General features: G+C 69.1%; 36 protein-coding genes. 1 reads left to right on the forward strand and 35 read right to left on the reverse strand.

Annotation, left to right across the window (positions count from 1 at the left end):
• Nucleotides 1–65: 65 nt before the first annotated feature.
• Both ENC19_RS15580 and ENC19_RS15585 read right to left on the reverse strand, forming a co-directional pair.
• Nucleotides 66–1,745: an ABC-F family ATP-binding cassette domain-containing protein gene (locus ENC19_RS15580; protein WP_164447873.1), complete on the reverse strand. Its 1,680-nt coding sequence runs from the start codon at nucleotides 1,743–1,745 to the stop codon at nucleotides 66–68.
• A 47-nt stretch (nucleotides 1,746–1,792) separates the two neighbouring features.
• The gene (locus tag ENC19_RS15585; RefSeq protein ID WP_164447874.1) at nucleotides 1,793–2,398 is read right to left on the reverse strand and encodes a class I SAM-dependent methyltransferase; all 606 of its coding nucleotides are present in this window, start codon (nucleotides 2,396–2,398) and stop codon (nucleotides 1,793–1,795) included.
• Between the two features lie 128 nt (nucleotides 2,399–2,526).
• Here ENC19_RS15585 and ENC19_RS15590 point away from each other — a divergent pair, with 128 nt between their 5' ends.
• Nucleotides 2,527–3,627: a hypothetical protein gene (locus ENC19_RS15590; RefSeq protein ID WP_164447875.1), complete on the forward strand. Its 1,101-nt coding sequence runs from the start codon at nucleotides 2,527–2,529 to the stop codon at nucleotides 3,625–3,627.
• Between the two features lie 34 nt (nucleotides 3,628–3,661).
• On the opposite strand, the gene truA is transcribed toward ENC19_RS15590, so the two are convergent.
• The 33 genes from truA to rpsJ form a co-directional block, all read right to left on the reverse strand.
• Nucleotides 3,662–4,492 (reverse strand): tRNA pseudouridine(38-40) synthase TruA, encoded by an 831-nt coding sequence (truA, locus tag ENC19_RS15595; protein WP_164447876.1) that lies wholly within the window; start codon nucleotides 4,490–4,492, stop codon nucleotides 3,662–3,664.
• 89 nt (nucleotides 4,493–4,581) lie between these two features.
• A complete protein-coding gene (gene rplQ, locus ENC19_RS15600; RefSeq protein ID WP_164447877.1) occupies nucleotides 4,582–5,142 on the reverse strand; it encodes a 50S ribosomal protein L17 in 561 nt (186 codons plus the stop codon).
• 34 nt (nucleotides 5,143–5,176) lie between these two features.
• The gene (locus ENC19_RS15605; RefSeq protein ID WP_013735931.1) at nucleotides 5,177–6,199 is read right to left on the reverse strand and encodes a DNA-directed RNA polymerase subunit alpha; all 1,023 of its coding nucleotides are present in this window, start codon (nucleotides 6,197–6,199) and stop codon (nucleotides 5,177–5,179) included.
• Nucleotides 6,200–6,295: 96 nt separating this feature from the next.
• Nucleotides 6,296–6,922: a 30S ribosomal protein S4 gene (gene rpsD, locus ENC19_RS15610; protein ID WP_093403633.1), complete on the reverse strand. Its 627-nt coding sequence runs from the start codon at nucleotides 6,920–6,922 to the stop codon at nucleotides 6,296–6,298.
• Nucleotides 6,923–6,938: 16 nt separating this feature from the next.
• Nucleotides 6,939–7,346: a 30S ribosomal protein S11 gene (gene rpsK / locus ENC19_RS15615; RefSeq protein ID WP_013288613.1), complete on the reverse strand. Its 408-nt coding sequence runs from the start codon at nucleotides 7,344–7,346 to the stop codon at nucleotides 6,939–6,941.
• Between the two features lie 119 nt (nucleotides 7,347–7,465).
• Entirely contained in the window at nucleotides 7,466–7,846 is a 381-nt protein-coding gene (gene rpsM / locus ENC19_RS15620; protein ID WP_093403631.1) for a 30S ribosomal protein S13, read from the reverse strand.
• 214 nt (nucleotides 7,847–8,060) lie between these two features.
• Entirely contained in the window at nucleotides 8,061–8,174 is a 114-nt protein-coding gene (rpmJ, locus tag ENC19_RS15625; RefSeq protein ID WP_012184307.1) for a 50S ribosomal protein L36, read from the reverse strand.
• 91 nt (nucleotides 8,175–8,265) lie between these two features.
• Nucleotides 8,266–8,487, reverse strand: a complete 222-nt coding sequence (gene infA, locus ENC19_RS15630) for a translation initiation factor IF-1 (protein WP_007073013.1) — start codon at nucleotides 8,485–8,487, stop codon at nucleotides 8,266–8,268.
• A gap of 229 nt (nucleotides 8,488–8,716) precedes the next feature.
• The gene (locus ENC19_RS15635) at nucleotides 8,717–9,268 is read right to left on the reverse strand and encodes a DUF1707 SHOCT-like domain-containing protein (protein ID WP_235944790.1); all 552 of its coding nucleotides are present in this window, start codon (nucleotides 9,266–9,268) and stop codon (nucleotides 8,717–8,719) included.
• A gap of 85 nt (nucleotides 9,269–9,353) precedes the next feature.
• Nucleotides 9,354–10,205 carry a type I methionyl aminopeptidase gene (map, locus tag ENC19_RS15640; RefSeq protein ID WP_164447878.1) on the reverse strand — a complete coding sequence of 284 codons (852 nt, stop codon included), beginning with the start codon at nucleotides 10,203–10,205 and terminating at the stop codon, nucleotides 9,354–9,356.
• 88 nt (nucleotides 10,206–10,293) lie between these two features.
• On the reverse strand, nucleotides 10,294–10,947 hold the full coding sequence (locus ENC19_RS15645) for an adenylate kinase (RefSeq protein ID WP_164447879.1): 654 nt from the start codon (nucleotides 10,945–10,947) through the stop codon (nucleotides 10,294–10,296).
• Complete coding sequence (secY, locus tag ENC19_RS15650; RefSeq protein WP_164447880.1) at nucleotides 10,948–12,270, reverse strand: preprotein translocase subunit SecY; 1,323 nt, start codon at nucleotides 12,268–12,270, stop codon at nucleotides 10,948–10,950. It abuts the gene before it with no gap.
• Between the two features lie 233 nt (nucleotides 12,271–12,503).
• Nucleotides 12,504–12,947, reverse strand: coding sequence for a 50S ribosomal protein L15 (gene rplO, locus ENC19_RS15655; protein WP_164447881.1), 444 nt, complete (start codon nucleotides 12,945–12,947; stop codon nucleotides 12,504–12,506).
• On the reverse strand, nucleotides 12,947–13,129 hold the full coding sequence (gene rpmD, locus ENC19_RS15660; RefSeq protein ID WP_018784560.1) for a 50S ribosomal protein L30: 183 nt from the start codon (nucleotides 13,127–13,129) through the stop codon (nucleotides 12,947–12,949). The genes rplO and rpmD overlap by 1 nt, the downstream gene beginning before the upstream one ends.
• On the reverse strand, nucleotides 13,129–13,743 hold the full coding sequence (gene rpsE / locus ENC19_RS15665; RefSeq protein WP_093403623.1) for a 30S ribosomal protein S5: 615 nt from the start codon (nucleotides 13,741–13,743) through the stop codon (nucleotides 13,129–13,131). Before rpsE ends, rpmD begins: the two co-directional genes overlap by 1 nt.
• A gap of 34 nt (nucleotides 13,744–13,777) precedes the next feature.
• The gene (gene rplR / locus ENC19_RS15670; protein ID WP_093403621.1) at nucleotides 13,778–14,167 is read right to left on the reverse strand and encodes a 50S ribosomal protein L18; all 390 of its coding nucleotides are present in this window, start codon (nucleotides 14,165–14,167) and stop codon (nucleotides 13,778–13,780) included.
• Nucleotides 14,164–14,706 (reverse strand): 50S ribosomal protein L6, encoded by a 543-nt coding sequence (rplF, locus tag ENC19_RS15675; protein WP_093403620.1) that lies wholly within the window; start codon nucleotides 14,704–14,706, stop codon nucleotides 14,164–14,166. Before rplF ends, rplR begins: the two co-directional genes overlap by 4 nt.
• Before the next feature lie 16 nt (nucleotides 14,707–14,722).
• Complete coding sequence (gene rpsH / locus ENC19_RS15680; protein ID WP_093403619.1) at nucleotides 14,723–15,130, reverse strand: 30S ribosomal protein S8; 408 nt, start codon at nucleotides 15,128–15,130, stop codon at nucleotides 14,723–14,725.
• Between the two features lie 97 nt (nucleotides 15,131–15,227).
• Nucleotides 15,228–15,413, reverse strand: coding sequence for a type Z 30S ribosomal protein S14 (locus ENC19_RS15685; protein WP_007073023.1), 186 nt, complete (start codon nucleotides 15,411–15,413; stop codon nucleotides 15,228–15,230).
• Between the two features lies 1 nt (nucleotide 15,414).
• Nucleotides 15,415–15,984, reverse strand: coding sequence for a 50S ribosomal protein L5 (rplE, locus tag ENC19_RS15690; RefSeq protein WP_093403618.1), 570 nt, complete (start codon nucleotides 15,982–15,984; stop codon nucleotides 15,415–15,417).
• Nucleotides 15,984–16,304 (reverse strand): 50S ribosomal protein L24, encoded by a 321-nt coding sequence (gene rplX / locus ENC19_RS15695; RefSeq protein ID WP_170863408.1) that lies wholly within the window; start codon nucleotides 16,302–16,304, stop codon nucleotides 15,984–15,986. The genes rplE and rplX overlap by 1 nt, the downstream gene beginning before the upstream one ends.
• Nucleotides 16,301–16,669, reverse strand: a complete 369-nt coding sequence (gene rplN, locus ENC19_RS15700) for a 50S ribosomal protein L14 (protein WP_007073026.1) — start codon at nucleotides 16,667–16,669, stop codon at nucleotides 16,301–16,303. The genes rplX and rplN overlap by 4 nt, the downstream gene beginning before the upstream one ends.
• Before the next feature lie 95 nt (nucleotides 16,670–16,764).
• Nucleotides 16,765–17,043 (reverse strand): 30S ribosomal protein S17, encoded by a 279-nt coding sequence (gene rpsQ / locus ENC19_RS15705; RefSeq protein WP_093403616.1) that lies wholly within the window; start codon nucleotides 17,041–17,043, stop codon nucleotides 16,765–16,767.
• The gene (rpmC, locus tag ENC19_RS15710; protein WP_007073028.1) at nucleotides 17,040–17,276 is read right to left on the reverse strand and encodes a 50S ribosomal protein L29; all 237 of its coding nucleotides are present in this window, start codon (nucleotides 17,274–17,276) and stop codon (nucleotides 17,040–17,042) included. Before rpmC ends, rpsQ begins: the two co-directional genes overlap by 4 nt.
• Nucleotides 17,276–17,701: a 50S ribosomal protein L16 gene (rplP, locus tag ENC19_RS15715; RefSeq protein WP_007465292.1), complete on the reverse strand. Its 426-nt coding sequence runs from the start codon at nucleotides 17,699–17,701 to the stop codon at nucleotides 17,276–17,278. Before rplP ends, rpmC begins: the two co-directional genes overlap by 1 nt.
• 3 nt (nucleotides 17,702–17,704) lie before the next feature.
• Entirely contained in the window at nucleotides 17,705–18,571 is an 867-nt protein-coding gene (gene rpsC / locus ENC19_RS15720) for a 30S ribosomal protein S3 (protein WP_164447882.1), read from the reverse strand.
• Nucleotides 18,571–19,026, reverse strand: coding sequence for a 50S ribosomal protein L22 (gene rplV, locus ENC19_RS15725; protein ID WP_164447883.1), 456 nt, complete (start codon nucleotides 19,024–19,026; stop codon nucleotides 18,571–18,573). Before rplV ends, rpsC begins: the two co-directional genes overlap by 1 nt.
• A gap of 40 nt (nucleotides 19,027–19,066) precedes the next feature.
• Nucleotides 19,067–19,348 carry a 30S ribosomal protein S19 gene (gene rpsS / locus ENC19_RS15730; RefSeq protein WP_013735950.1) on the reverse strand — a complete coding sequence of 94 codons (282 nt, stop codon included), beginning with the start codon at nucleotides 19,346–19,348 and terminating at the stop codon, nucleotides 19,067–19,069.
• 12 nt (nucleotides 19,349–19,360) lie between these two features.
• Complete coding sequence (gene rplB, locus ENC19_RS15735; RefSeq protein WP_093403613.1) at nucleotides 19,361–20,200, reverse strand: 50S ribosomal protein L2; 840 nt, start codon at nucleotides 20,198–20,200, stop codon at nucleotides 19,361–19,363.
• 12 nt (nucleotides 20,201–20,212) lie between these two features.
• Nucleotides 20,213–20,515: a 50S ribosomal protein L23 gene (gene rplW, locus ENC19_RS15740; RefSeq protein WP_093403611.1), complete on the reverse strand. Its 303-nt coding sequence runs from the start codon at nucleotides 20,513–20,515 to the stop codon at nucleotides 20,213–20,215.
• Nucleotides 20,512–21,162 carry a 50S ribosomal protein L4 gene (gene rplD / locus ENC19_RS15745; protein WP_164447884.1) on the reverse strand — a complete coding sequence of 217 codons (651 nt, stop codon included), beginning with the start codon at nucleotides 21,160–21,162 and terminating at the stop codon, nucleotides 20,512–20,514. Before rplD ends, rplW begins: the two co-directional genes overlap by 4 nt.
• Nucleotides 21,159–21,824, reverse strand: a complete 666-nt coding sequence (rplC, locus tag ENC19_RS15750) for a 50S ribosomal protein L3 (protein ID WP_164447885.1) — start codon at nucleotides 21,822–21,824, stop codon at nucleotides 21,159–21,161. Before rplC ends, rplD begins: the two co-directional genes overlap by 4 nt.
• Nucleotides 21,825–21,835: 11 nt before the next feature.
• Entirely contained in the window at nucleotides 21,836–22,144 is a 309-nt protein-coding gene (rpsJ, locus tag ENC19_RS15755; RefSeq protein ID WP_007073037.1) for a 30S ribosomal protein S10, read from the reverse strand.
• Between the last annotated feature and the right edge of the window lie 175 nt (nucleotides 22,145–22,319).

Here is a 22,319-nt window from a genome sequence, read left to right on the forward strand (position 1 = left end):
ACTCACCAGATCACCATATGTCGCCCGGTCAGAAGGTCGCAGGGCCGACCGCAGCCGGCCCTGGGTCAGGCCACGTCCCAGACCGGCTCGTCGGTCTCGACCACCTCGCCGTCGCCCCGGAACAGCAGGAAACGGTCGAAGGTACGGGTGAACCAGCGGTCGTGGGTGACCGCCACCACCGTGCCGGAAAACGCGGTGAGCCCGGCCTCCAACGCCTCGGCCGAGGCCAGGTCGAGGTTGTCGGTGGGCTCGTCCAGCAGCAGCATGGTCGCGCCGGACAGCTCCAGCAGCAGCACCAGGAAACGGGCCTGCTGCCCGCCGGAGAGGGTGCCGAAGCGCTGGTCGCCCTGCCCCGCCAGCTCGTACCGGGACAGCGCCGCCATGGCCGCGTGCCGATCCATGCCGGCCCGGTGCTCGTCGCCCCGCCAGAGAATCTCCACCAGCGTCCGCGTCATCAGCTCCGGCCGGTCGTGGGTCTGGGAGAAGTGACCGGGTCGGACCCGCGCGCCGAGCCGGGCCACCCCGTCATGCGCCACCGGGGCCAGCACCGCCGCGCCGTCGACCGGGCCGTTCGCCGGGTCCGGATCCGTGCCGCCCCGGGCCAGCAGACGAAGGAAGTGCGACTTGCCGGTGCCGTTGGCGCCGAGCACCGCGAGCCGGTCGCCGTACCACAACTCCAGGTCGAACGGATAGGTCAGGCCGTCCAGCTCCAGTTGCTCGCAGACCAGCGCGCGCTTGCCGGTCCGTCCGCCGGCCAGCCGCATCCGGATGTCCTGCTCCTTCGGCGGTACGGGCGGCGGCCCGGCCTCCTCGAACTTGCGCAACCGGGTCTGCGCCGCCTGATACCGCGAGGCCATGCCTGAGTTGTACGCGGCCTTCTGCTTGTACATCAGCATCAGCTCGCGCAGCTTCTGGTGTTCCTCGTCCCACCGTTTGCGTTGCTCGTCGAGACGGTCGTGCCGTGACACGCGCGCCGCGTGCCAGCTGGCGAAGCCGCCGGGGTGCACCCAGGCGCTGCCGCCCTCCACCGCGACCACCCGGTCGGCGGTGTGCGCCAGCAGCTCCCGGTCGTGCGAGACGTAGAGCACCGACTTGGCCGACTCCCGCAGCCGCGCCTCCAACCAGCGTTTGCCGGGCACATCGAGGAAGTTGTCCGGCTCGTCGAGCAGCAGCACCTCGTCGGGACCGCGCAGCAACAACTCCAGCGCGAAGCGTTTCTGCTGCCCACCGGAGAGGGTCCGGACCGGGCGTTGCCGGGCGGTGTCCCAGGGCAGGTCGAGGACGATGGTGGCGACGGTGTCGAAGAGCACCTCGGCGTCGTACCCGCCGGTCTCACCCCAGGCCGCCAACGCGTCGGCGTACGCCAGTTGGGCCCTGCCGGCGGCGGTGCTGTACTTGCCGCGCAGCTCGGCCTCGCGCATGGCCGCCTCGGTCTCGGCCAGCCGGCGACCGGCGTCGCGCAGTGGCGGTGGCGCGAGTGACAGGGCCAGGTCGGCCAGCGTCGACTCGTCACCGATCATGCCGATGAACTGGCGCATGACGCCCAGTCCACCGGTGCGCGCGATCGCGCCGGAGCGTACCGGCAGGTCACCGGCGACCATCCGCAGCAACGTCGTCTTGCCCGCACCGTTCGGCCCGACCAGCGCCACCTTGGCACCCTCACCGACCCGGAACGACACGTCGGCGAAGAGTTCCCGCCCGTCGGGCAGCACATGCCCGACCGCCGCCACGTCCACGTATCCCACGCGGGCATCCTCCCCGAGCCGGGCCGACGGGCCAACCGATTACCCGGTCAGCGGGTGACGCGCAACACCCGGAACCCCTTCTGACTGGCCTGTCGAGCCACCTGCCACCCCTGCTCGACCAGCCAGCGCTGCAACGAGTCACCGCCGAGGTGGCGGGCCACCACGAGCCAGGCCACCCCGTCCGGGGCGAGCCGGGGCAGCCAGCGCAACAGCATCTGGTGCAGCTCGTCCTTGCCGATCCGGATCGGCGGGTTGGACCAGATCTGCGCGAAACGGAGGTCGGCGGGCACCTCCTCGGGTGCGCTCACCCGTACCCGGTCGGACAGACCGAGCCGGGCGGCGTTCTCGGCCGTCAGCAGCCGGGCCCGCTCGTTCACGTCCACCGCCCAGGTCGTCGCCGTCACCGCGACCGTGGCGAGCACGCAGGTGATCGGGCCGAACCCGCAGCCGAGATCGAGCAGATCGCCGGCTGCCGCGGCATCCGGCAGGTCGGCCTTGCGCAGCAGCACCGCGGTGCCCGGGTCGAGGCGGGTGGCCGAGAAGACTCCGGCCGCGGAGGCCAGGGTGTAGTCGCGGCCGGCGACGGTGAACTGCACCTCACGCGTCTGGGCGGGCGCGTTCGGCTGGGCGGCGAAGTAGTGGTCCCCGGTCACGCGGCACATTCTCGCACCGAGTGCCGACCGGGCCGAAGGTGCGGCTGTCGCGGTGGCTCCGACACGTTCGTCCAGCGCGTTTCCGCAAAATACCTACTAAAGGGATAAACATCCCTACTCTGGACGACATGGTGTATCGGTACGACTCCGATGAGGACGCATACGTCCCCTACCGGGACGACGAGCCTGAGAACGCTGCGCCCCGGCCCGGACCGCCGCCCCCGGCAGGGCCGTCCCCGTCGCGCTTCCCCACCCCGTCGCTGGCCCGGCCGAACCAGATCATGGTGCCGTCGTCGGCACCGCCACGCGAGGCGTTTCCCGCCACGCAGGAGCCGGCACCACGGTACGACGCGGCACCGGTGGCACCCGACGACGCGGTGCCTGTCGGCGTGGCGGCGGCACCGCCGGAGACCGGCACCACGACTGTCGTGCCGCCGCCCCGCCGGGGCGGCGGTCGCACCTGGCAGGTGCTGATCGGCGGTGCCGCGGCGCTGGTGCTGCTCGCCCTCTGCGGGCTCACCGCCGCGACCCTGTTGGACGGTCGGACCCTGATCGGTCAACAGGCCGCGCCCAGCGCCGCACCGGACACCACCCGCGGCACGGTGCCCGCCGAGGCGAGCGACCTCGACTCCCGGGACACCGATCAGGCGCCGCTCACCGCCCGCGAGGTCTTCCCCGCCAGCACGCTGGCCGTCGGCGACGGCGAGAACGGCTACGAGGTGCTCCGCACCCAGTCCAGCGCCAGTTGCGCGGTGGCCGCCACCGGGGAGGTCTCGGACCTGCTGGTCCGGCTCGGCTGCAACCAGGTCGTCCGGGCCACCCTCCGCGCACCGGACGGCGACCACCTGGTCACCACGGGACTGTTCAACCTCACCGACCGGTCCAGCGCCGAGCGGGCCCGGGACCGGATCCGCCAACTGCTCGACGAGCGGCAGGGCCGCTTCCGCGGCATGTCGGCGGGGGACGGCACCGAGGTCGTCGCCACCGCACCGGCCCGGGTCGGCTGGCAGGTACGCGGTCACTACATCGCCTACGCGGTGGTCGCCCGCACCGACGGCGCCACCATCCGCTCCGGTGACACCGGGGTCCGCGAGATCCTGTTCGACATGCTCGAACAGCACCTCAACCAGGGTGTGCTGGAGCGGCGGGCCGAAGGCGGAACGGCCAGCCAGCCGACCGAGGAACCCGCCGACGACACCGGCAGCCAGGACGAGTCCACCGAGGACTGACCGGCCGCCGACGACGGCAGGCGCGGCCGGCGGCTCAACTGTCGGCGGGTACCCGTAGCCGTCGGGTCGCCTCGGCCCGGCGCGCGTACTCGGCGGGATCGTCGGGGTAGCCGACCGCCACCAGGGTCAGTCCGTGCGCCGGTGCCACGGTCACCTCGCTGGCCCGCTCCCGACGGGTCAGCAGGTCGGCCGGCCACCGGACCGGTCGGCGACCGTCGCCGGCGACCAGCATGGCGCCGACCAGGCTACGGACCATCGCCTGACAGAACGCGTCGGCCTGCACGGTGGCGACCAGGATCCCGTCGACGTCGCGCCGCCAGTCCAGCCTGGTCACCTCCCGCAACGTGGTGGCGTTTTCCTTGCGCCGGCAGTACGCGGCGAAGTCGTGCTCCCCCACCAGCCCGGCCGCCGCGGCGGCGAGCCGGTCGAGATCGAGCGCCCGGGGCCAGGCCAGGGTCTCGTGCCGGCGCAGCGGGTCACCACCCCACGGCGCGTCGGTCACCCGGTACTCGTAGCGGCGGAAGGTCGCCGAGAAACGGGCGTCGAAGCTGGCCGGCACCGCGCCCATCGCCCGGACCCGCACATCGGTCGGCAGCAGCCGGGCCAACCGGCGCAGCAGCCGTCCCTCGTGCATCCGCCAGACGTCGACGGGCAGGTCCAGGTGACAGACCTGCCCGCTGGCGTGCACCCCCGCGTCGGTGCGGCCGGCGACGGTCAGGCCGGCCGCGACACCGGCACCGAGCACCAGATCCAGCGCCTCGACAAGCACTCCCGCGACCGTACGCCGCCCCGGCTGGGCGGCCCAGCCGGAGAAGGCCGTGCCGTCGTACGCGACGTCCAGTCGCACCCGGGTGCGCTCGTCCACGTGGTACCTCCTCGACGAATCGGGCCCGGCACCCCCGTGGGGATGCCGGGCCCGACAACGGCCTCAGGGCCTGTTTCAACCGGCCTTGGTCAGGCCTTGCCTTCCTCGATGGCCAGGTCGCTGTCCTCGCGGGCAGCGGCGGTGTCACCGGAGGCCGACTGTGGCGGCTCGGCGTCCTGGTCGGCCGACCGGGTCGCGGGGGCCTCGTCGGCCGGAGCCAGCGCCTCGACCTTGTCCTGCTGGGCGGCCTTACGACCGGCGGTCTTCTTGTTCGCCTTCGGCTCGGCGACCTGAAGCTCCTCGACCAGCTCGATGATCGCCATCGGCGCGGCGTCGCCCTTGCGCGGACCGGTCTTCACGATCCGGGTGTAGCCGCCGTTGCGGTTGGCGTACCGCGGCGCGATCTGGTCGAACAGGGCGTAGACCACGTCCTTGTCCTTGACCACGGTCAGCACCCGGCGGCGCGACGCGAGGTCGCCCCGCTTGGCCTTGGTGATCAGCTGCTCGGCGAGCGGACGCAGCCGCCGGGCCTTGGTCTCGGTGGTCTGGATCTTGCCGTGCTGGAACAGCGCGGTGGCCAGGTTGGCCAGCATCAGCCGCTCGTGCGCGGGGCTGCCGCCGAGGCGGGGGCCCTTGGTGGGCGTGGGCATGCTTGGTGCTCCTCAGGTGTGGCGGCAGCGCGGACTAGAGCTGCTCGGTCTCGCGGTAGTCGTCGGTGTCGTAATCGGCCTCGCCGAAGGCGTCCACGACGTGCGCCGGGTCGAAGTTCGGAGCCGAGTCCTTCAGCCCGAGACCCATCCCGGCGAGCTTCATCTTGACCTCGTCGATCGACTTCTGACCGAAGTTCCTTATGTCGAGGAGGTCGGCCTCGGTACGCCCGATGAGCTCACCAACGGAGTTGATGCCCTCGCGCTTGAGGCAGTTGTAGGAGCGGACGGTCAGGTCCAGCTCCTCGATCGGCAGGGCCAGGTCCGCCGCCAGCTGCGCGTCCTGCGGTGACGGGCCGATGTCGATGCCCTCGGCGGTCTCGTCCAGCTCACGGGCCAGCCCGAACAGCTCCACGAGCGTCGAACCGGCCGAGGCCAGTGCGGTACGCGGCCCCATGGACGGCTTGGTCTCGACATCGATGATCAGCCGGTCGAAGTCCGTCCGCTGCTCGACCCGGGTCGCCTCGACGCGGTAGGTCACCTTGAGCACCGGGGAGTAGATCGAGTCGACCGGGATCCGGCCGATCTCCGCGCCCGCCTGCTTGTTCTGCGCCGCCGTGACGTAGCCACGACCCCGCTCGACGGTCAGCTCCATGTCGAGCCGGCCCTTGCCGTTGAGGGTGGCCAGCTTCAGGTCCGGGTTGTGCACCGACACACCGGCCGGCGGCTGGATGTCACCCGCGGTCACGTCGCCCGGGCCCTGCTTCCGCAGGTACATGCTGACCGGCTCGTCGTGCTCGGAGCTGACGCAGAGCTCCTTGATGTTCATGACGAGCTCGACCACATCCTCCTTGACCCCGGGGATGGTGGTGAACTCGTGCAGCACACCGTCGATCTTGATCGAGGTGACGGCCGCACCCGGGATGGACGACAGCAGCGTACGCCGCAGCGAGTTGCCCAGGGTGTAGCCGAAGCCCGGCTCCAGCGGCTCGATGGTGAACCGGGACCGGGTCTCGTTGATCGACTCCTCGGAGAGGGTCGGTCGCTGGCTGATGAGCATGTCTTCTCTTCTCTTCCGGGGCGCCCGCCATATGACGCCCGCGACACAAACTGTTCCGGTGGCCCGCCCGGCCGGGCGGGCCACCGCAACGAGCTCTTACTTGGAGTAGAGCTCGACGATCAGCTGCTCCTGGACCTGGGTGTCGATCACCTGTCGGGCCGGGAGCGAGTGCACCAGGACCTTCATCTGGCTCGGGATCGCCTCCAACCACGCCGGAACGGTCTTGGAGCCGGCCTCGGCCTGGGCCACGATGAACGGGGTGAGCTCCTTGCTCTTGCCCCGGACCTCGATGATGTCGTGCTCCTTGACGCGGTACGACGGGATGTCGACCTTCTTGCCGTTCACCGTGAAGTGACCGTGCTTGACCAGCTGACGGGCCATGTCCCGGGACTTGGCGTAGCCGGCCCGGTAGACCACGTTGTCCAGCCGCGACTCGAGGATCTGCAGCAGCACCTCGCCGGTCTTGGCCTTCTTGCTCACGGCTTCCTCGTAGTAGCCGCGGAACTGCTTCTCCAGCACGCCGTACACGCGACGGGCCTTCTGCTTCTCACGGAGCTGGAGCAGGTACTCCGTCTCCTTCGTGCGGCCGCGGCCGTGCTGCCCGGGCGGGAACGGCCGGGACTCGAACGGGCACTTCGGACCATCGCACTTGCTGCCCTTGAGGAACAGCTTCATCTTCTCCCGCCGGCAGCGGCGGCAGTCGGCACCGGTGTAACGAGCCATCTTCTCTCTCTACCTCTCAGACCCGACGACGCTTCGGCGGACGGCACCCGTTGTGCGGCTGCGGGGTGACGTCGGAGATCTGCCCGACCTCGAGGCCCACGGCCTGCAGCGAACGGATGGCGGTCTCCCGGCCGGAGCCGGGGCCCTTGACGAACACGTCGACCTTGCGCATGCCGTGCTCCATGGCCCGACGCGCGGCGGCCTCGGCGGCCAACTGCGCGGCGAACGGAGTCGACTTGCGGGAGCCCTTGAAGCCCACCTGGCCGGACGAGGCCCAGGAGATGACGGCACCAGTCGGATCGGTGATCGAGACGATGGTGTTGTTGAAGGTGCTCTTGATATGCGCCTGCCCGTGGGCGACGTTCTTGCGTTCCTTGCGCCGGACCTTCTTGACAGCGGCCCCGGCACGAGCCTTCGGTGGCATAAGTCTGTGCGCTCCTGAATGGGTTCTGGCTTCTCGCCCCGTTGATTTCGTAGACACCGGTTCCGGTAGGAGTCCGGCCTACCTCGACGGAGAACGACCAGAATTCCGGTTTAAAGAAACTACTTCTTGCCGGGCTTCTTCTTGCCGGCGACGGTCCGCTTCGGGCCCTTGCGGGTCCGGGCGTTGGTCTTGGTCCGCTGGCCACGCACGGGCAGGCCCCGGCGGTGCCGGATGCCGGCGTAGCAGCCGATCTCGACCTTGCGGCGGATGTCAGCGGCGACCTCGCGGCGCAGGTCGCCTTCAACCTTGTAGTTGGCCTCGATGTGGTTGCGGAGCTGGACCAGCTCCTCGTCCGTGAGGTCCCGGACGCGCTTGTCCGGCGAGATGCCGGTGGCGCTGAGCGTCTCCAGGGCGCGGGTGCGACCCACGCCGAAGATGTAGGTGAGCGCGATCTCCATCCGCTTCTCGCGGGGAAGGTCGACGCCGACTAGACGTGCCATGTGCGGGCGTACTCCTCGTGGTGTGCTGGCGAAGGTGTGGACCCGTCCCACCCCGCTACCGGCCGTCCCTGTCCCTCCGGCACCGATGGCACCGGCGACCGGGATCGGTCGCTGCCCGAGCGGGCCCCGGCCTTCGACCGGGGGTCAACCACGATTGAGTACGCGCTGCGCACCGCTCGCGGCTGGGACGAGCATGTGTGATGTGTGGGCTGGTTCAGCCCTGGCGCTGCTTGTGGCGCGGGTCGGTGCAGATGACCATGACCCGGCCGTGCCGGCGGATCACCCGGCACTTGTTGCAGATCCTCTTGACGCTCGGCTTGACCTTCACGGTTGCCTTACTTCCCATCTGGCCCGGCGTCGCGAGGCGCGACACCGGACGTCGAAGACGGACACGGGACGTTTCCCGGCCGCCGTCAGGCTTACTTGTAGCGGTAGACGATGCGCCCGCGGGTCAGGTCGTACGGCGAGAGCTCGACGACGACCCGATCCTCCGGCAGGATGCGGATGTAGTGCTGCCGCATCTTGCCGCTGATGTGAGCCAGCACCTTGTGGCCGTTGGCGAGCTCCACCCGGAACATGGCGTTCGGCAGGGGCTCGATGACCCGACCTTCGATCTCGATGGCTCCGTCTTTTTTCGGCATGTCCTCCGCTGTCCTGACGTCGGTTGCTCCGGACGGCCCACAACGTCTTACACGGGTGCTTGACCAAGATCAGGCTTCCCGCGCCAGCCGCGGCTCCGCGACCCACCGAAGCGCTGGTGGGCATGGCGGAGTGGACGCTGCGCGCCGATCAGAAAGTGTACGCCCGCCTGCACGCCGCCGCCAAACCGACCGGCCACCTAAGCTCGACCGGGTCCAGGAAACCGGACTTTCAGCCCACATCGCCCCGGTCGGGATCTCGGCCGACGGCCTTACGCTCACGCTTGAGCGCCCGCTTCTCCGCCTTCCGCCGCCGGCGGCGCTCCCGCTCAGCCGCCCACCGCGCGGGCTCACCGCTGGCCAGCCCGGTGACGGTACGCACCAGCACGACCGCGCCCCACGGACCCGCGACCCAGCCCGGCCAGAAGTAGAGGGCGTCCCGGGCCGCCAGTGAGGTGACGGCCCAGACGACCACCACGATCCCGACCATCTTGAGCCAGGGTTCCCAGATCTCGGCCAGCCAGCGCGCGGTCAGCCCGCGTCCGGTCTCGGCCGGCACCGGGACGTCCGCGCCCCGAGGCTTCGGCAGCGCCGCACCGGGGGGCGCCGGCAGGTCACCGACGAGGGCGTCCAGTTCGGCGTACGTGCGGGCGGCATAGGCCCGCTGCAACCGGTCGTCGTACTCGTGCAGGTCGAGTCGGCCCTCGTCGAGGGCGACCCGGAGGCGGTCGGCGACGGCCTGCCGGTCGGAGTCCGCTGCCCGCATGGCGTCCCGCTCGTCCATGCCGGCAAGCATGCCACCGCCCGGCCAGCGCCGCCCTGTCGGCCGTCGCGCCGCGGCGGCCACGGCACCGACGCCGCTGCTTCCGTCAGGCGGTCGACGTGGTGCTCGGCTGGCGAGCGGTGACCAGGTCACCCAGGCGGGCCCGGCCGCCGTCGAACGCGGTGAGCACCCACACCCCGTCGGGCAGCAGGGCCATGCTGTGCTCGACGTGCGCGGCACGGGAGCCGTCGCGGGTGACCACGGTCCAGCCGTCGGCGAGCTCCGCGGTACGCGGCGAACCCATCGTGATCATCGGCTCGATGGCCAGCGCCAGCCCCGGCACCAACCGGGGCCCCTTGCCCGGCCGGCCGTGATTGAGCACGTGTGGATCCTGGTGCATCTCGGTGCCGATGCCGTGGCCGCCGTAGCCGTCGACGATGCCGTAACGCCCCGCCTTGCGTACCGCGCGCTCCACCGCGTGCGAGATGTCGGTCAGCCGGCCCTTGCCGCTGGCGGCACCGCGCGCGGCCGCGGCGATGCCCGCCCACATCGCGTCCTCGGCGACCTCGGCCATCCGCAGCAGCGCCGGGTCGACCTCGCCCACGCCGACCGTGATCGCCGCATCGCCGTGCCATCCGTCGAGCACCGCGCCGCAGTCGATCGAGATCAGGTCACCCTCGGCGAGGACCTGGTCCGGCGCCGGGATCGCGTGCACGATCTGCTCGTTCACCGAGGAGCAGATCGACGCCGGGAACCCGTGGTAGCCCTTGAACGACGGAACCGCTCCCGCCCCACGAATCGTCGTCTCGGCGATCGCGTCCAGGTCGGCGGTGCTCACGCCGGGAGCAACCGCCTCCCGCATCCGGCGAAGCGCCTCCGCGACCACGAGGCCGGCGGCACGCATCTTCTCGATCTGCTCAGGGGTCTTCAGCTGGATGTCCAGCTGGGGACGACGCATGGAGGCGCTACCTTTCGTTGCCGAAGCAGCGGGGTACGACCCGCGTACCCCGCTGTCAGCACTCTATCCGGCCGGCAGCCGGCCGACCTCAGCCCCCGTACGAGCGAAGGGCGTCTATGGCGCGGACGGTGACGTCCTCCACCGGGCCGGTGGCGTCGATGCCGACCAGCTTGCCCTGCGCACCGTAGTAGTCCACGAGCGGCGCGGTCTTCTCGGCGTACTCCCGCAGCCGCGCGGCGATGGTCTCCGGCTTGTCGTCGTCCCGCTGGAACAGCTCCGCACCGCACCGGTCGCAGATGCCTTCCCGGCTGGTCGGATCGAACTCGACGTGCCAGATCTTGCCGCAACCCCGGCAGGTGCGCCGGCCGGAGAGCCGCCGGATCACCTCGTCGTCGTCGACGACCAGCTCGAGCACGATGTCCAGCGCGGTTCCGAGATCGGCGAGGAGCTTGTCCAGTGCGGCGGCCTGCGGGGTGGTCCGGGGAAACCCGTCGAGCAGGAAACCCTCGGCGGCGTCGGGCTCAGCGAGTCGGTCGCGCACCATGTTGATGGTGACCTCGTCCGGCACCAGCTTGCCGGCGTCCATGTACCGCTTGGCCTCGACGCCGAGCGGGGTGCCCTGGGACACGTTGGCCCGGAAGATGTCGCCGGTCGAGATCTTCGGCACGGACAGGTGCGCGGCGATGAACTCCGCCTGTGTGCCCTTGCCCGCACCCGGCGGGCCCACCAGAACCAGTCTCATCTACCGCAGGAACCCTTCGTAGTTCCGCTGCATCAGTTGACTCTCGATCTGCTTGCTCGTCTCCAGAGCAACGCCGACCATGATCAGCACAGCGGTACCACCGAACGGGAAGTTGAGGTACTGCTGCCGGTCGAGCCAGATGAAGAAGAAGTTCGGCAGGATCGAGATGATCGCGAGGTACAGCGCACCCGGCAGGGTGATGCGGCTGAGGATGAAGTCCAGGTAGTCGGCGGTCGGCTTGCCGGGACGGATGCCCGGCACGAAGCCGCCGTACTTCTTCATGTTGTCCGCGACCTCGGTCGGGTTGAACGTAATCGAGACGTAGAAGTACGTGAAGAAGATGATCAGCAGGAAGTAGACCGCGATGTAGATCGGGCTGGTCGGGTCGACCAGGTTGTTCTGGATCCACGCCTGGGTCTTGCCCGGGTCGTTCTGGTCGAAGAACTGCAACGCCAGCTGCGGCAGGTAGAGCAGCGAGGAACCGAAGATGACCGGGATCACACCCGCCTGGTTGACCTTGAGCGGGATGTAGGTCGAGGTGCCGCCGTACATCCGCCGGCCGATCATGCGCTTGGCGTACTGCACCGGGATGCGGCGCTGCGCCTGCTCGATGAAGGTGACCGCGGTGATGACCACCAGCACCAGGGCGATGACGAGCAGGAACTTCCACCAGCCCTGGCTCTCCTTGATCCGCCAGCCCTCGCTGGGCAGCCGGGCCGCGATCGAGGTGAAGATCAGGACGGACATGCCGTTGCCGACGCCGCGGTCGGTGATCAGCTCACCGAGCCACATGACCATGCCGGTGCCGGCGGTCATCGTCATCACCAGGATGGACAGGGTCAGCCAGTCCGGGATGCCGGTGCCGGTCGGGATGATCTCCTCGTTGCACTGGTTGTTGAACAGCTGCCCGGAGCGGGCCAGCGCCACGAAGGCCGAGGCCTGGAGGACACCCAGCCCCAGCGTCAGGTAGCGGGTGTACTGGGTGATCTTCGCCTGGCCGGCCTGGCCCTCCTTGCGGAGCTGCTCCAGCCGGGGAATGACCACCGTCAGCAGCTGCAGGATGATCGACGCGGTGATGTAGGGCATGATGCCCAGCGCGAAGATCGACAGCTGCAGCAGCGCGCCGCCGGAGAAGAGGTCGAGCAGGTTCAGTACCCCAGTGGAGCCCTCGATGGACTCCAGGCACTTCTGCACGTTGCCGTACGAGACGCCTGGGCTGGGCACCGTGGCGCCGAGCCGGTAGATCGCGATGATGCCGACTGTGAACAGCAGCTTCTTGCGCAGGTCAGGCGTACGGAACGCACTGAGAAAGGCGGACAGCAACTTCTTCCTCCTGCGCGAGGCGGGCCGCCGGTCGTCCCTGGCGGGTCGGGGTGGGTTCCGGGCAAGTGCCCGATATCCATGGCTGGGAAGGGACTCTAACAGCCCGATCCCCGTCCGGGCAGATGTGCCCGGCTACATAAACCGAATCCGATGTTACCGGGCGCAGAGGCCCGTTGTAGACCATGGCGCCCGCCAGCTGGGATCAACTGGCGGGCGCCATGGGTAAAACAGCCCTACAGCTCGGTGACCGAGCCACCGGCGGCCGTGATCTTCTCCTTGGCCGACGCGCTGAACGCGTGCGCCGACACCTGAAGCGCCACCCCGCCGAGGTCCCCGGTGCCGAGAACCTTCACCGGCTGTCCCTTGCGGACCGCGCCGGCCTCGACCAGTTCGGTCGGGCCGACCTGGCCACCGTTGGGGAACAGCTCGGCCAGGCGGTCCAGGTTCACGACCTGGAAGACCACCTTGAACTTGTTCTTGAAGCCCTTCAGCTTCGGCAGGCGCATGTGGATGGGCATCTGCCCACCCTCGAACGCCGCCGAGATGTTCTTCCGGGCCTTCGAACCCTTGGTACCGCGACCGGCGGTCTTGCCCTTGGAGCCCTCACCGCGACCCACACGGGTCTTCGCGGTCTTGGCACCCGGCGCCGGACGCAGGTGATGGACCTTGATCGTCATTACTCGACCTCCTCGACCTTCACGAGGTGGTTGACCGTGAAGATCATGCCGCGAATCTCGGGCCGGTCCTCCTTGACCACCACGTCATTGATCCGCTTGAGACCGAGCGAACGCAGCGACTCCCGCTGGTTGCGCTTGGTCCCGATCTCGGAACGGACCTGGGTGACCTTGAGACGTGCCATCAGGACGCCACCTCCGCCCGCGAGGCCAGCATGGCCGCCGGAGCGACGTCCTCCACCGGCAGGCCCCGCCGCGCGGCAACGGCCTCCGGGGACTCCAGCCCCTTCAGCGCGGCCACCGTGGCGTGCACGATGTTGATCGGGTTCGACGAGCCCAGGCTCTTGGAGAGCACGTCGTGGATGCCCGCGCACTCCAGCACGGCACGAACCGGTCCACCGGCGATGACACCCGTACCGGCGGAGGCCGGCTTGAGCAGCACCACCCCGGCGGCGTCCTCGCCCGTGACCGGGTGCGGGATCGAGGAACCGATCCGCGGCACCTTGAAGAAGTGCTTCTTGGCCTCCTCGACGCCCTTGGCGATCGCCGCGGGCACCTCCTTGGCCTTTCCGTAGCCCACGCCGACGGTGCCGTCGCCGTCGCCCACGATCACCAGGGCGGTGAAGCTGAAGCGACGACCACCCTTCACGACCTTGGCGACGCGGTTGATCGCGACGACCCGCTCAAGGTGCGGGGTCTTCTCGGCGGGCGCGTTTCCGCGGCCGCCCTCACGGCGGTTGTCGCGGCGACCACCCTCGTTGCCACCGGACCCGCCGCCACGGCGCTGTTGACCTGGCATCAGCAGCCTTCCTTCTCTCTCGTGACGGGGATTGTCAGAACTCGAGCCCGGCTTCGCGGGCGGCGTCGGCGAGCGCGGCTACCCGCCCCGCGTACCGGTTGCCGCCGCGGTCGAAGACGACCTTGGAGATGCCCGCGGCCTTGGCCCGCTCGGCCAGCAGGGTGCCGACCTTGCCAGCCAGGGCGCTCTTGTCGCCCTCCGTGCCGCGCACCGAGGCGTCCAGGGTCGAGGCCGACGCCAGGGTGTGACCCTTGGTGTCGTCCACGATCTGGGCGACGATGTGCCGCAGCGAACGGGTGACCACCAGGCGGGGACGCGCGGCGGTGCCGCTGACGTTCTTGCGCACTCGGAAGTGCCGCCGCGCCCGCCCGACGGCACGCTTGGCGGCGACGCCGCGGCGGCGCTTGAGCAGCGTGGCGCTCACTTCTTACCTGCCTTTCCGGCCTTGCGTCGGATGACTTCGCCCTGGTACTTCACGCCCTTGCCCTTGTAGGGCTCCGGCGGGCGGATCTTCCGGATGTTGGCGGCGACCTCACCGACGAGCTGCTTGTCGATGCCGGCCACGTGGAACAGCGTCGGCCGCTCCACCGTGAAGGTGATGCCCTCGGGCGCCTGCACCTGCACCGGGTGCGAGAACCCCAGCGCGAACTCCAGGTCCTTGCCCTTGGCGGTGACCCGGTAACCGGTGCCGGCGATCTCCAGGCTCTTACGGTAGCCCTCGGTGACCCCGACGATCATATTGGCGACCAGGGTACGGCTCAGGCCGTGCAGCTCCTTGGCCTTGCGCTCGTCGTTCGGGCGGTTGACGCTCAGCTGCCCGTCCTCGGCCCGCTCGATGGTGATCGGCTCGGCCAGGGTGTGCGACAGCTCGCCCTTGGGGCCCTTGACCTTGACGGTCCGGCCGTCGATCGTCACGTCAACTCCGGATGGCACCGGGATCGACTTACGTCCAATACGCGACATTTCTACCTGTCTCCCGTTACCAGACGAAGGCGAGGACTTCCCCGCCAACGCTCCGCTTGCGGGCCTGCCGGTCGGTGAGCAGTCCCTGGGACGTCGAAATGATCGCCACGCCCAGCCCACCGAGCACCCGGGGGAGCCCGTCCGACTTGGCGTACACCCGCAGACCGGGCTTGGAGACGCGCTTGATGCCGGCCAGGCTCCGCTCCCGGTTCTGGCCGTACTTCAGCTCGACGACCAGTCGCTTGCCGACGGCACCCTCCTCGGGCTCCTCGACTGCCCAGGTGGCGATGTAACCCTCGGACTTGAGGACCTCGGCGATGTTCGCCTTGATCTTCGAGTACGGCATCGTCACCCGGTCGTGGTACGCCTGGTTGGCGTTACGCAGACGCGTGAGCATGTCTGCGATCGGGTCGGTCATCGTCATGAAAACTCGTCAACCTTTCTCGCCGGGGTTCCCGCGACACGTCGCAGGCCTACGGCGAAGAGACAGTCCAGCTGACGCGCCGCAGCGCGCCGGGCTATTACCAGGAAGCCTTGGACACGCCGGGCAGCTCACCGCGGTGGGCCATCTCCCGGATGCACACCCGGCAGAGCCCGAACTTGCGGTAGACCGCCTTGGGACGCCCGCACCGCTGGCAGCGGGTGTACGCGCGAACCGAGAACTTCGGCTTCGCGGCCGCCTTGAGGATCAGCGCCTTCTTGGCCATCTCAGTTCTCCTTGAACGGGAAGCCCAGGAGCTTCAACAGCGCCCGGCCCTCGTCGTCGGTCGTGGCGGTCGTGACCACCGTGATGTCCATGCCCCGCTGGCGATCGATCTTGTCCTGATCGATCTCGTGGAACACCGACTGCTCGGTCAGACCGAACGTGTAGTTGCCGTGCCCGTCGAGCTTGCGCCCGTCCAGGCCGCGGAAGTCGCGGATACGCGGCAGCGCGATGGACAGCAGCCGGTCCAGGAACTCCCACATCCGGTCGCCGCGCAGAGTCACCTTAGCGCCGATCGGCATGCCCTCCCGCAGCTTGAACTGCGCGATGGACTTCGTCGCCCGCCGGACCTGCGGCTTCTGGCCGGTGATGGTGGCCAGGTCGCGGACCGCACCGTCGATGAGCTTGGCGTCCCGGGCGGCCTCGCCCACACCCATGTTCACGACGATCTTGACCAGCCGCGGCACCTGCATCGGGTTGCCGTACTCGTACTGCTCGCGCAGCTGAGCGATGATCTCGTTGCGGTACCGCTCCTTGAGGCGCGGCATCGTCTTGGTTTCGGTAGCCGTGGTCATCACAGGTCCTTACCGGTGCTACGCGCGATGCGGACCTTCTGGCCGTTCTCGTCGATCCGGTAACCGACGCGGGTCGGCTTGCCGTCGGAGTCCACGACCATCACGTTCGAGACGTGGATCGGGGCCTCCTGGGTGACGATGCCACCGGTCTTGGCGCCACGCTGGGTGGTGCTGATGCGAGTGTGCTTCTTGATCCGGTTCACGCCCTCGACCAGGACCTTGTCCTGCCGCGGGTAGGCCGCGATGACCTTGCCCTTGGCACCCTTGTCCTTGCCGGCGATGACGACGACCGTGTCGCCCTTCTTGACCTTCACGGTCACAACACCTCCGGCGCGAGAGAGATGATCTTCATGAACCGCTTGTCCCGCAGCTCGCGGCCGACCGGGCCGAAGATGCGGGTACCGCGCGGGTCCCCACCGTCCTTGATGATGACGGCGGCGTTCTCGTCGAAGCGGATGTACGAACCGTCCGGCCGCCGCTTCTCCTTGGCGGTGCGGACGACGACAGCCTTGACCACGTCGCCCTTCTTCACACCGGCACCCGGGATCGCGTCCTTGACGGTGGCCACGATGACGTCGCCGATGCTCGCGTAGCGCCGACCGGAGCCACCGAGAACCCGGATGCACAGGATCTCCCGGGCACCCGTGTTGTCGGCGACGCGCAGTCGCGACTCCTGCTGAATCACGTCTATCTCCTATGTCTGCCGGTTCTCCGGCCGCCGGAGCGGCCGGAGCCTGGCGGAACCTGCGCCCGACCGTCCCGGCCGAGCTCGAGCCTTCGCTACTTGGCCTTCTCGAGGATCTCCACGAGCCGCCACCGCTTGGTGGCGGAGAGCGGCCGGGTCTCCATGATCAGGACGCGGTCACCGATGCCGGCGGAGTTCTGCTCGTCGTGGACCTTGAGCTTGCTGGTCCGGCGCATGATCTTGCCGTACAGCGCGTGCTTGACCCGGTCCTCGACCTCGACCACGACGGTCTTTTCCATCTTGTCGCTGACCACGAGGCCCTCGCGGACCTTACGGCGGCCCCGCGGCTTGGTGGGAGTCGTGTTCTCGCTCATGAAGCAGTCACCTCAGTCGGCGCGGCCGAGAGCCCCAGCTCACGCTCACGCATGATCGTGTAGATCCGGGCGATCTCCCGACGGATGACCTGCAGCCGCCGGTTGTTGTCCAGCTGCCCGGTTGCGGCCTGCACGCGGAGGTTGAACAGCTCCGCCTTGGCCTCACGCAGCTTCGTGACCAGCTCCTCCTCGGAGAGCTCACGCAGCTCGGAGGCCTTAACGCCCGCTGCCATCAGGATTCACCCACTTCGCGCGTAACAATGCGGCACTTCATCGGGAGCTTGTGGATCGCGCGACGCATCGCCTCTCGCGCGATCTGCTCGTTCGGGAAGGACATCTCGAAGAGAACCCGCCCGGGCTTGACGTTCGCGACCCACCACTCGGGCGAGCCCTTACCGGAACCCATCCGAGTTTCCGCCGGCTTCTTGGTGAGGGCCTGGTCCGGGAAGATGGTGATCCAGACCTTGCCGCCACGCTTGATGTGGCGGGTCATCGCGATACGCGCCGACTCGATCTGCCGGTTGGTCACGTACGCCGGCTCCAGAGCCTGGATCCCGAACTCGCCGAACACCACCCGGTTGCCGCCCTTGGACGCGCCGCTGCGGTCCGGGTGGTGCGGCTTGCGGAAGCCCTTCGGGGGCTTGCGCGGCATCAGCATCTGTCAGCCCTCCTGCTGCGTTTCTGCCGGAGCCGAGGCCGCGGCCGCGACAGCAGCGCTGTCGACCGGCTCGCCACTCGGCGTCTCAGCCTGCTGCGCGACGGTCGTCGCGGCAGCCCGGCCGGCCTCGGTGCCACCGGAGGTCGTGCCGGACGAACCCGACCGACCACGGCGCGGCCGCTCGGGCCGGTCACCGCGCTCCCGGCGCGGGCGCGACGGAGCCTCGGCCGGAGCCTCCCGACCCGGCACCGCGTCGCCCTTGTAGATCCAGACCTTCACGCCGATGCGGCCGAAGGTGGTACGGGCCTCGAAGAAGCCGTACTCGATGTTGGCCCGCAGCGTGTGCAGCGGAACCCGACCCTCGCGGTAGAACTCCGTCCGGCTCATCTCGGCGCCGCCGAGGCGACCCGAGACCTGCACCCGGATGCCCTTGCACATCGGGTTCTTCATCGCCGACTGCATCGCCTTACGCATCGCGCGACGGAAGCTGACCCGGCTGGAGAGCTGCTCGGCAACGCCCTGGGCGACCAGCTGCGCGTCCGACTCGGGGTTCTTCACCTCGATGATGTTCAGCTGCACCTGCTTGCCGGTGAGCTTCTCCAGCTCGCCGCGGATCCGGTCGGCCTCGGCACCCTTACGGCCGATGACGATGCCCGGCCGCGCGGTGTGGATGTCGACCCGGACCCGGTCGCGGGTGCGCTCGATGTCGACCTTGGAGATGCCGGCGCGCTCCAGCCCCTTGGACATCATCCGGCGGATCTTGACATCCTCGCCGATGTAGTCCTTGTAGAGCTTGTCCGCGAACCAGCGGGACTTCCAGTCGGTCGAGATGCCGAGCCGGAACCCGTGCGGGTGAACCTTCTGACCCATTACTCGGCGCCCTCCGTGTTGCTCTGCGTCTCGGCCGGCGCGGTCTGCTTCGCCGGAGCCGCCTTGTTCGCCGACTTCCTCGGCGCGGCCGGCGCGACCGCCTCGACCGCCACGGTGATGTGGCAGGTGCGCTTACGGATCCGGTACGCCCGGCCCTGCGCCCGTGGCTGGAACCGCTTCATCGTCGGGCCCTCGTCCACGAACGCCTCGCTGACGAGCAGCGCGTCGGGGTCCAGCCGCTCGTTGTTCTCCGCGTTGGCGATCGCGCTCGCGAGCACCTTGTACACCTGCTCGCTCGCAGCCTGCGGCGCGAACTGCAGCACCGTGAGCGCCTCCTTCGCGGGCAGGCCGCGGACGAGGTTGACCACCCGGCGCGCCTTCATCGGCGAGATGCGCACGTACCGCGCAACCGCCCGCGCGCCCGGAAGCACCGGAGCGTCGCCCTTTCCTGGCATCGCTGTAACCCCTTGATCCTCTATCCGTATGCCCGCGGCGTCAGCGCCGGCGGCTCTTCCGGTCGTCCTTTTCGTGACCCTTGAACGTGCGGGTCAGCGCGAACTCGCCGAGCTTGTGCCCGACCATCGCCTCGGTCACGAACACCGGGACGTGCTTGCGTCCGTCGTGCACGGCGATCGTGTGCCCGAGCATCTCGGGGATGATCGTCGAGCGGCGCGACCAGGTCTTGATGACGTTCTTCGAGCCCTTCTCGTTCTGCGTCTCCACCTTCTTGAGCAGGTGGTCGTCGATGAACGGGCCCTTCTTCAGGCTGCGAGGCATGTCTTATCTCCCTCAGCCGCGCTTACGCGTGGCGTAGCGGCGGCGGACGATCAGCCGGTCACTCGGCTGGCCCTTACGACGGGTGCGGCCCTCGGGCTTACCCTGCGGGTTGACCGGGTGGCGACCACCGGAGGTCTTGCCCTCACCACCACCGTGCGGGTGGTCGACCGGGTTCATGGCGACACCACGGACGGTCGGGCGCTTGCCCTTCCAGCGCATCCGGCCGGCCTTACCCCAGTTGATGTTCGACTGGTCGGCGTTGCCGATCTCACCGACGCTGGCGCGGCAGCGCACGTCCACCCGCCGGATCTCACCGGACGGCATACGCAGCGTGGCGTACGCGCCCTCCCGGCCGAGCAGCTGGATGCCGACGCCGGCCGAGCGGGCCAGCTTGGCGCCACCGCCCGGACGCAGCTCCACGTTGTGGATCGTGGTACCGACCGGGATGTTGCGCAGCGGCAGGTTGTTGCCCGGCTTGATGTCGGCGCTCGGACCCGACTCGACCGTGTCGCCCTGCTTCAGGTCCTTCGGCGCGATGATGTAACGCTTCTCGCCGTCGGCGTAGTGCAGCAGCGCGATCCGCGCGGTGCGGTTCGGGTCGTACTCGATGTGCGCGACCTTTGCCGGCACGCCGTCCTTGTCGACCCGCTTGAAGTCGATCAGCCGGTACTGCCGCTTGTGGCCGCCACCCTGGTGACGAGCGGTGATCCGGCCGTGCACGTTCCGGCCGCCCTTCTTGGGCAGCGGGACCAGCAGCGACTTCTCGGGAGTCGACCGGGTGATCTCGGCGAAGTCGGCGACGCTGGAGCCACGCCGGCCCGGCGTCGTCGGCTTGTACTTACGGATAGCCATTGTCTACACCCCTCAGCTGACCGGGCCGCCGAAGGCCTCGATGCGGTCGCCCTCAGCCAGCTTCACCATCGCCCGCTTGGTGTCCTTGCGCTTGCCGAACCCGGTACGGGTCCGCTTGCGCTTGCCCTCGCGGTTGAGCGTGTTGACCGTCAGGACACGGACGTTGAAGATCTGCTCGATAGCGATCTTGATCGCCGTCTTGTTCGCGTCCGGGTGCACCAGGAAGGTGTACCAGTTGCGGTTCAGCTCGCTGTAGCTCTTCTCCGAGACGACCGGCGCGACGATGATGTCGCGCGGATCGGCGATCGTGCTCACTTGCCACCCTCCTCGGTGGTCTCGGCCGGTACGCCCAGGAACTCGTCCAGGGCCTCCTTGGTGAAGACCACGTCGTCGGCCACCAGCACGTCGTACGTGTTGAGCTGGCCGGCCTCGATCAGGTGCACCTGCGGCTCGTTGCGCAGCGACACCCAGTTCAGCTCGTCGGTGCTGCTCAGCACGACCAGCACCCGCCGGGCGGTGGTCAGCTTGGCGAGCGCGGCCAGCGCGGCCTTGGTCGACGGCTTCTCGCCCGAGACGAACGCCTCGACGACGTGTACCTGCCCGGCGCGCGCCCGGTCCGACAGGGCACCGCGCAGCGCGGCGGCCTTCATCTTCTTCGGGGTGCGCTGGCTGTAGTCGCGCGGCACCGGGCCGTGGACCACGCCACCGCCGGCGAACTGCGGCGCGCGGATCGAGCCCTGGCGGGCCCGACCGGTGCCCTTCTGCTTGTAGGGCTTCTTGCCGCCGCCGGCGACCTCGCCCCGGGTCTTGGTCTTGTGGGTGCCCTGCCGGGCGGCGGCCAACTGCGCCACGACGACCTGGTGCATCAGCGCGATGTTGGCCTGCGCGTCGAAGATGTCGGCGGGCAGCTCGACCGAGCCGGTCTTGGTGCCCTCTGAGTTGAGGACGTCAACGGTGGTCACTTGCCCGCACCGCCCTTCTTCGCCTTGGCCTTGGCCGCGGTACGGACCAGGACCAGCGCGCCCTTGGGGCCGGGGATGGCGCCACGGACGAGCAGGAGATTGTTCTCGGTGTCGACCGCCTGGACGGTCAGGTTCTGCACGGTGTAGCGCACGCCGCCCATGCGGCCGGCCATCCGGGTGCCCTTGAAGACGCGACCCGGGGTGGCGCAGGCGCCGATCGAGCCCGGCGAGCGGTGCTTGCGCTCGACACCGTGGCTGGCGCGCAGACCGTGGAAGCCGTGCCGCTTCATCGGGCCGGCGTAGCCCTTGCCCTTGGTCTTGCCGGTCACGTCGATCGAGACACCGGCCGGGAACTCCTCGACCGTGACCTCCTGGCCGAGCGAGTAGTCCGCCGCGTCGCTGGTGCGCAGCTCGACGATGTGCCGGCGCGGCGCTACGTCGGCCTTGGCGTAGTGACCACGCAGCGGCTTCTTGGCCTTACGCGGGTCGATCGTCCCGTACGCCAGCTGGACCGCGGAGTAACCGTCCTTGTCGGCGTCACGAACCTGGGTGATGACGCAGGGGCCGGCCTGAACCACGGTCACCGGGACAACGCGGTTGTTGTCCCAGACCTGGGTCATGCCGAGCTTCGCGCCCAGGATCCCCTTAACTTGCCTGTCCATGTGTCCGGTCCCTACAGCTTGATCTCGATGTCGACGCCAGCCGGCAGGTCGAGGCGCATGAGCGAGTCGACCGTCTTCGGGGTCGGGTCGATGATGTCGATCAGTCGCTTGTGCGTACGCATCTCGAAGTGCTCGCGCGAGTCCTTGTACTTGTGCGGCGAGCGGATGACGCAGAAACGGTTGATCTCCGTGGGCAGCGGCACCGGGCCCGCGACCTGCGCCCCGGTACGCGTCACCGTCTCGACGATCTTCCGAGCCGAGGAGTCGACGACCTCGTGGTCATAGGCCTTGAGCCGGATGCGGATCTTCTGTCCCGCCATGGTGGCTTCTGTTCCTTCTCTCGATGCCGCTGTGTTGCGGGTGTCTGTACCGGCTGGCACAGACCCTCTTCGCCCACCCCCGCGGTCGGGCGTGTCGCGCCCTGGGGCCAGGCTCCGCCCCGGGATACCGGGGAGCGATCCTGACCGCGGTGGGTCCAGGCGCCGATCGCACTGA

Origin of the sequence: Verrucosispora sioxanthis, from assembly GCF_010560025.1 — a bacterium.
GTDB classification, from domain to species: Bacteria; Actinomycetota; Actinomycetes; order Mycobacteriales; family Micromonosporaceae; genus Micromonospora; species Micromonospora palythoicola.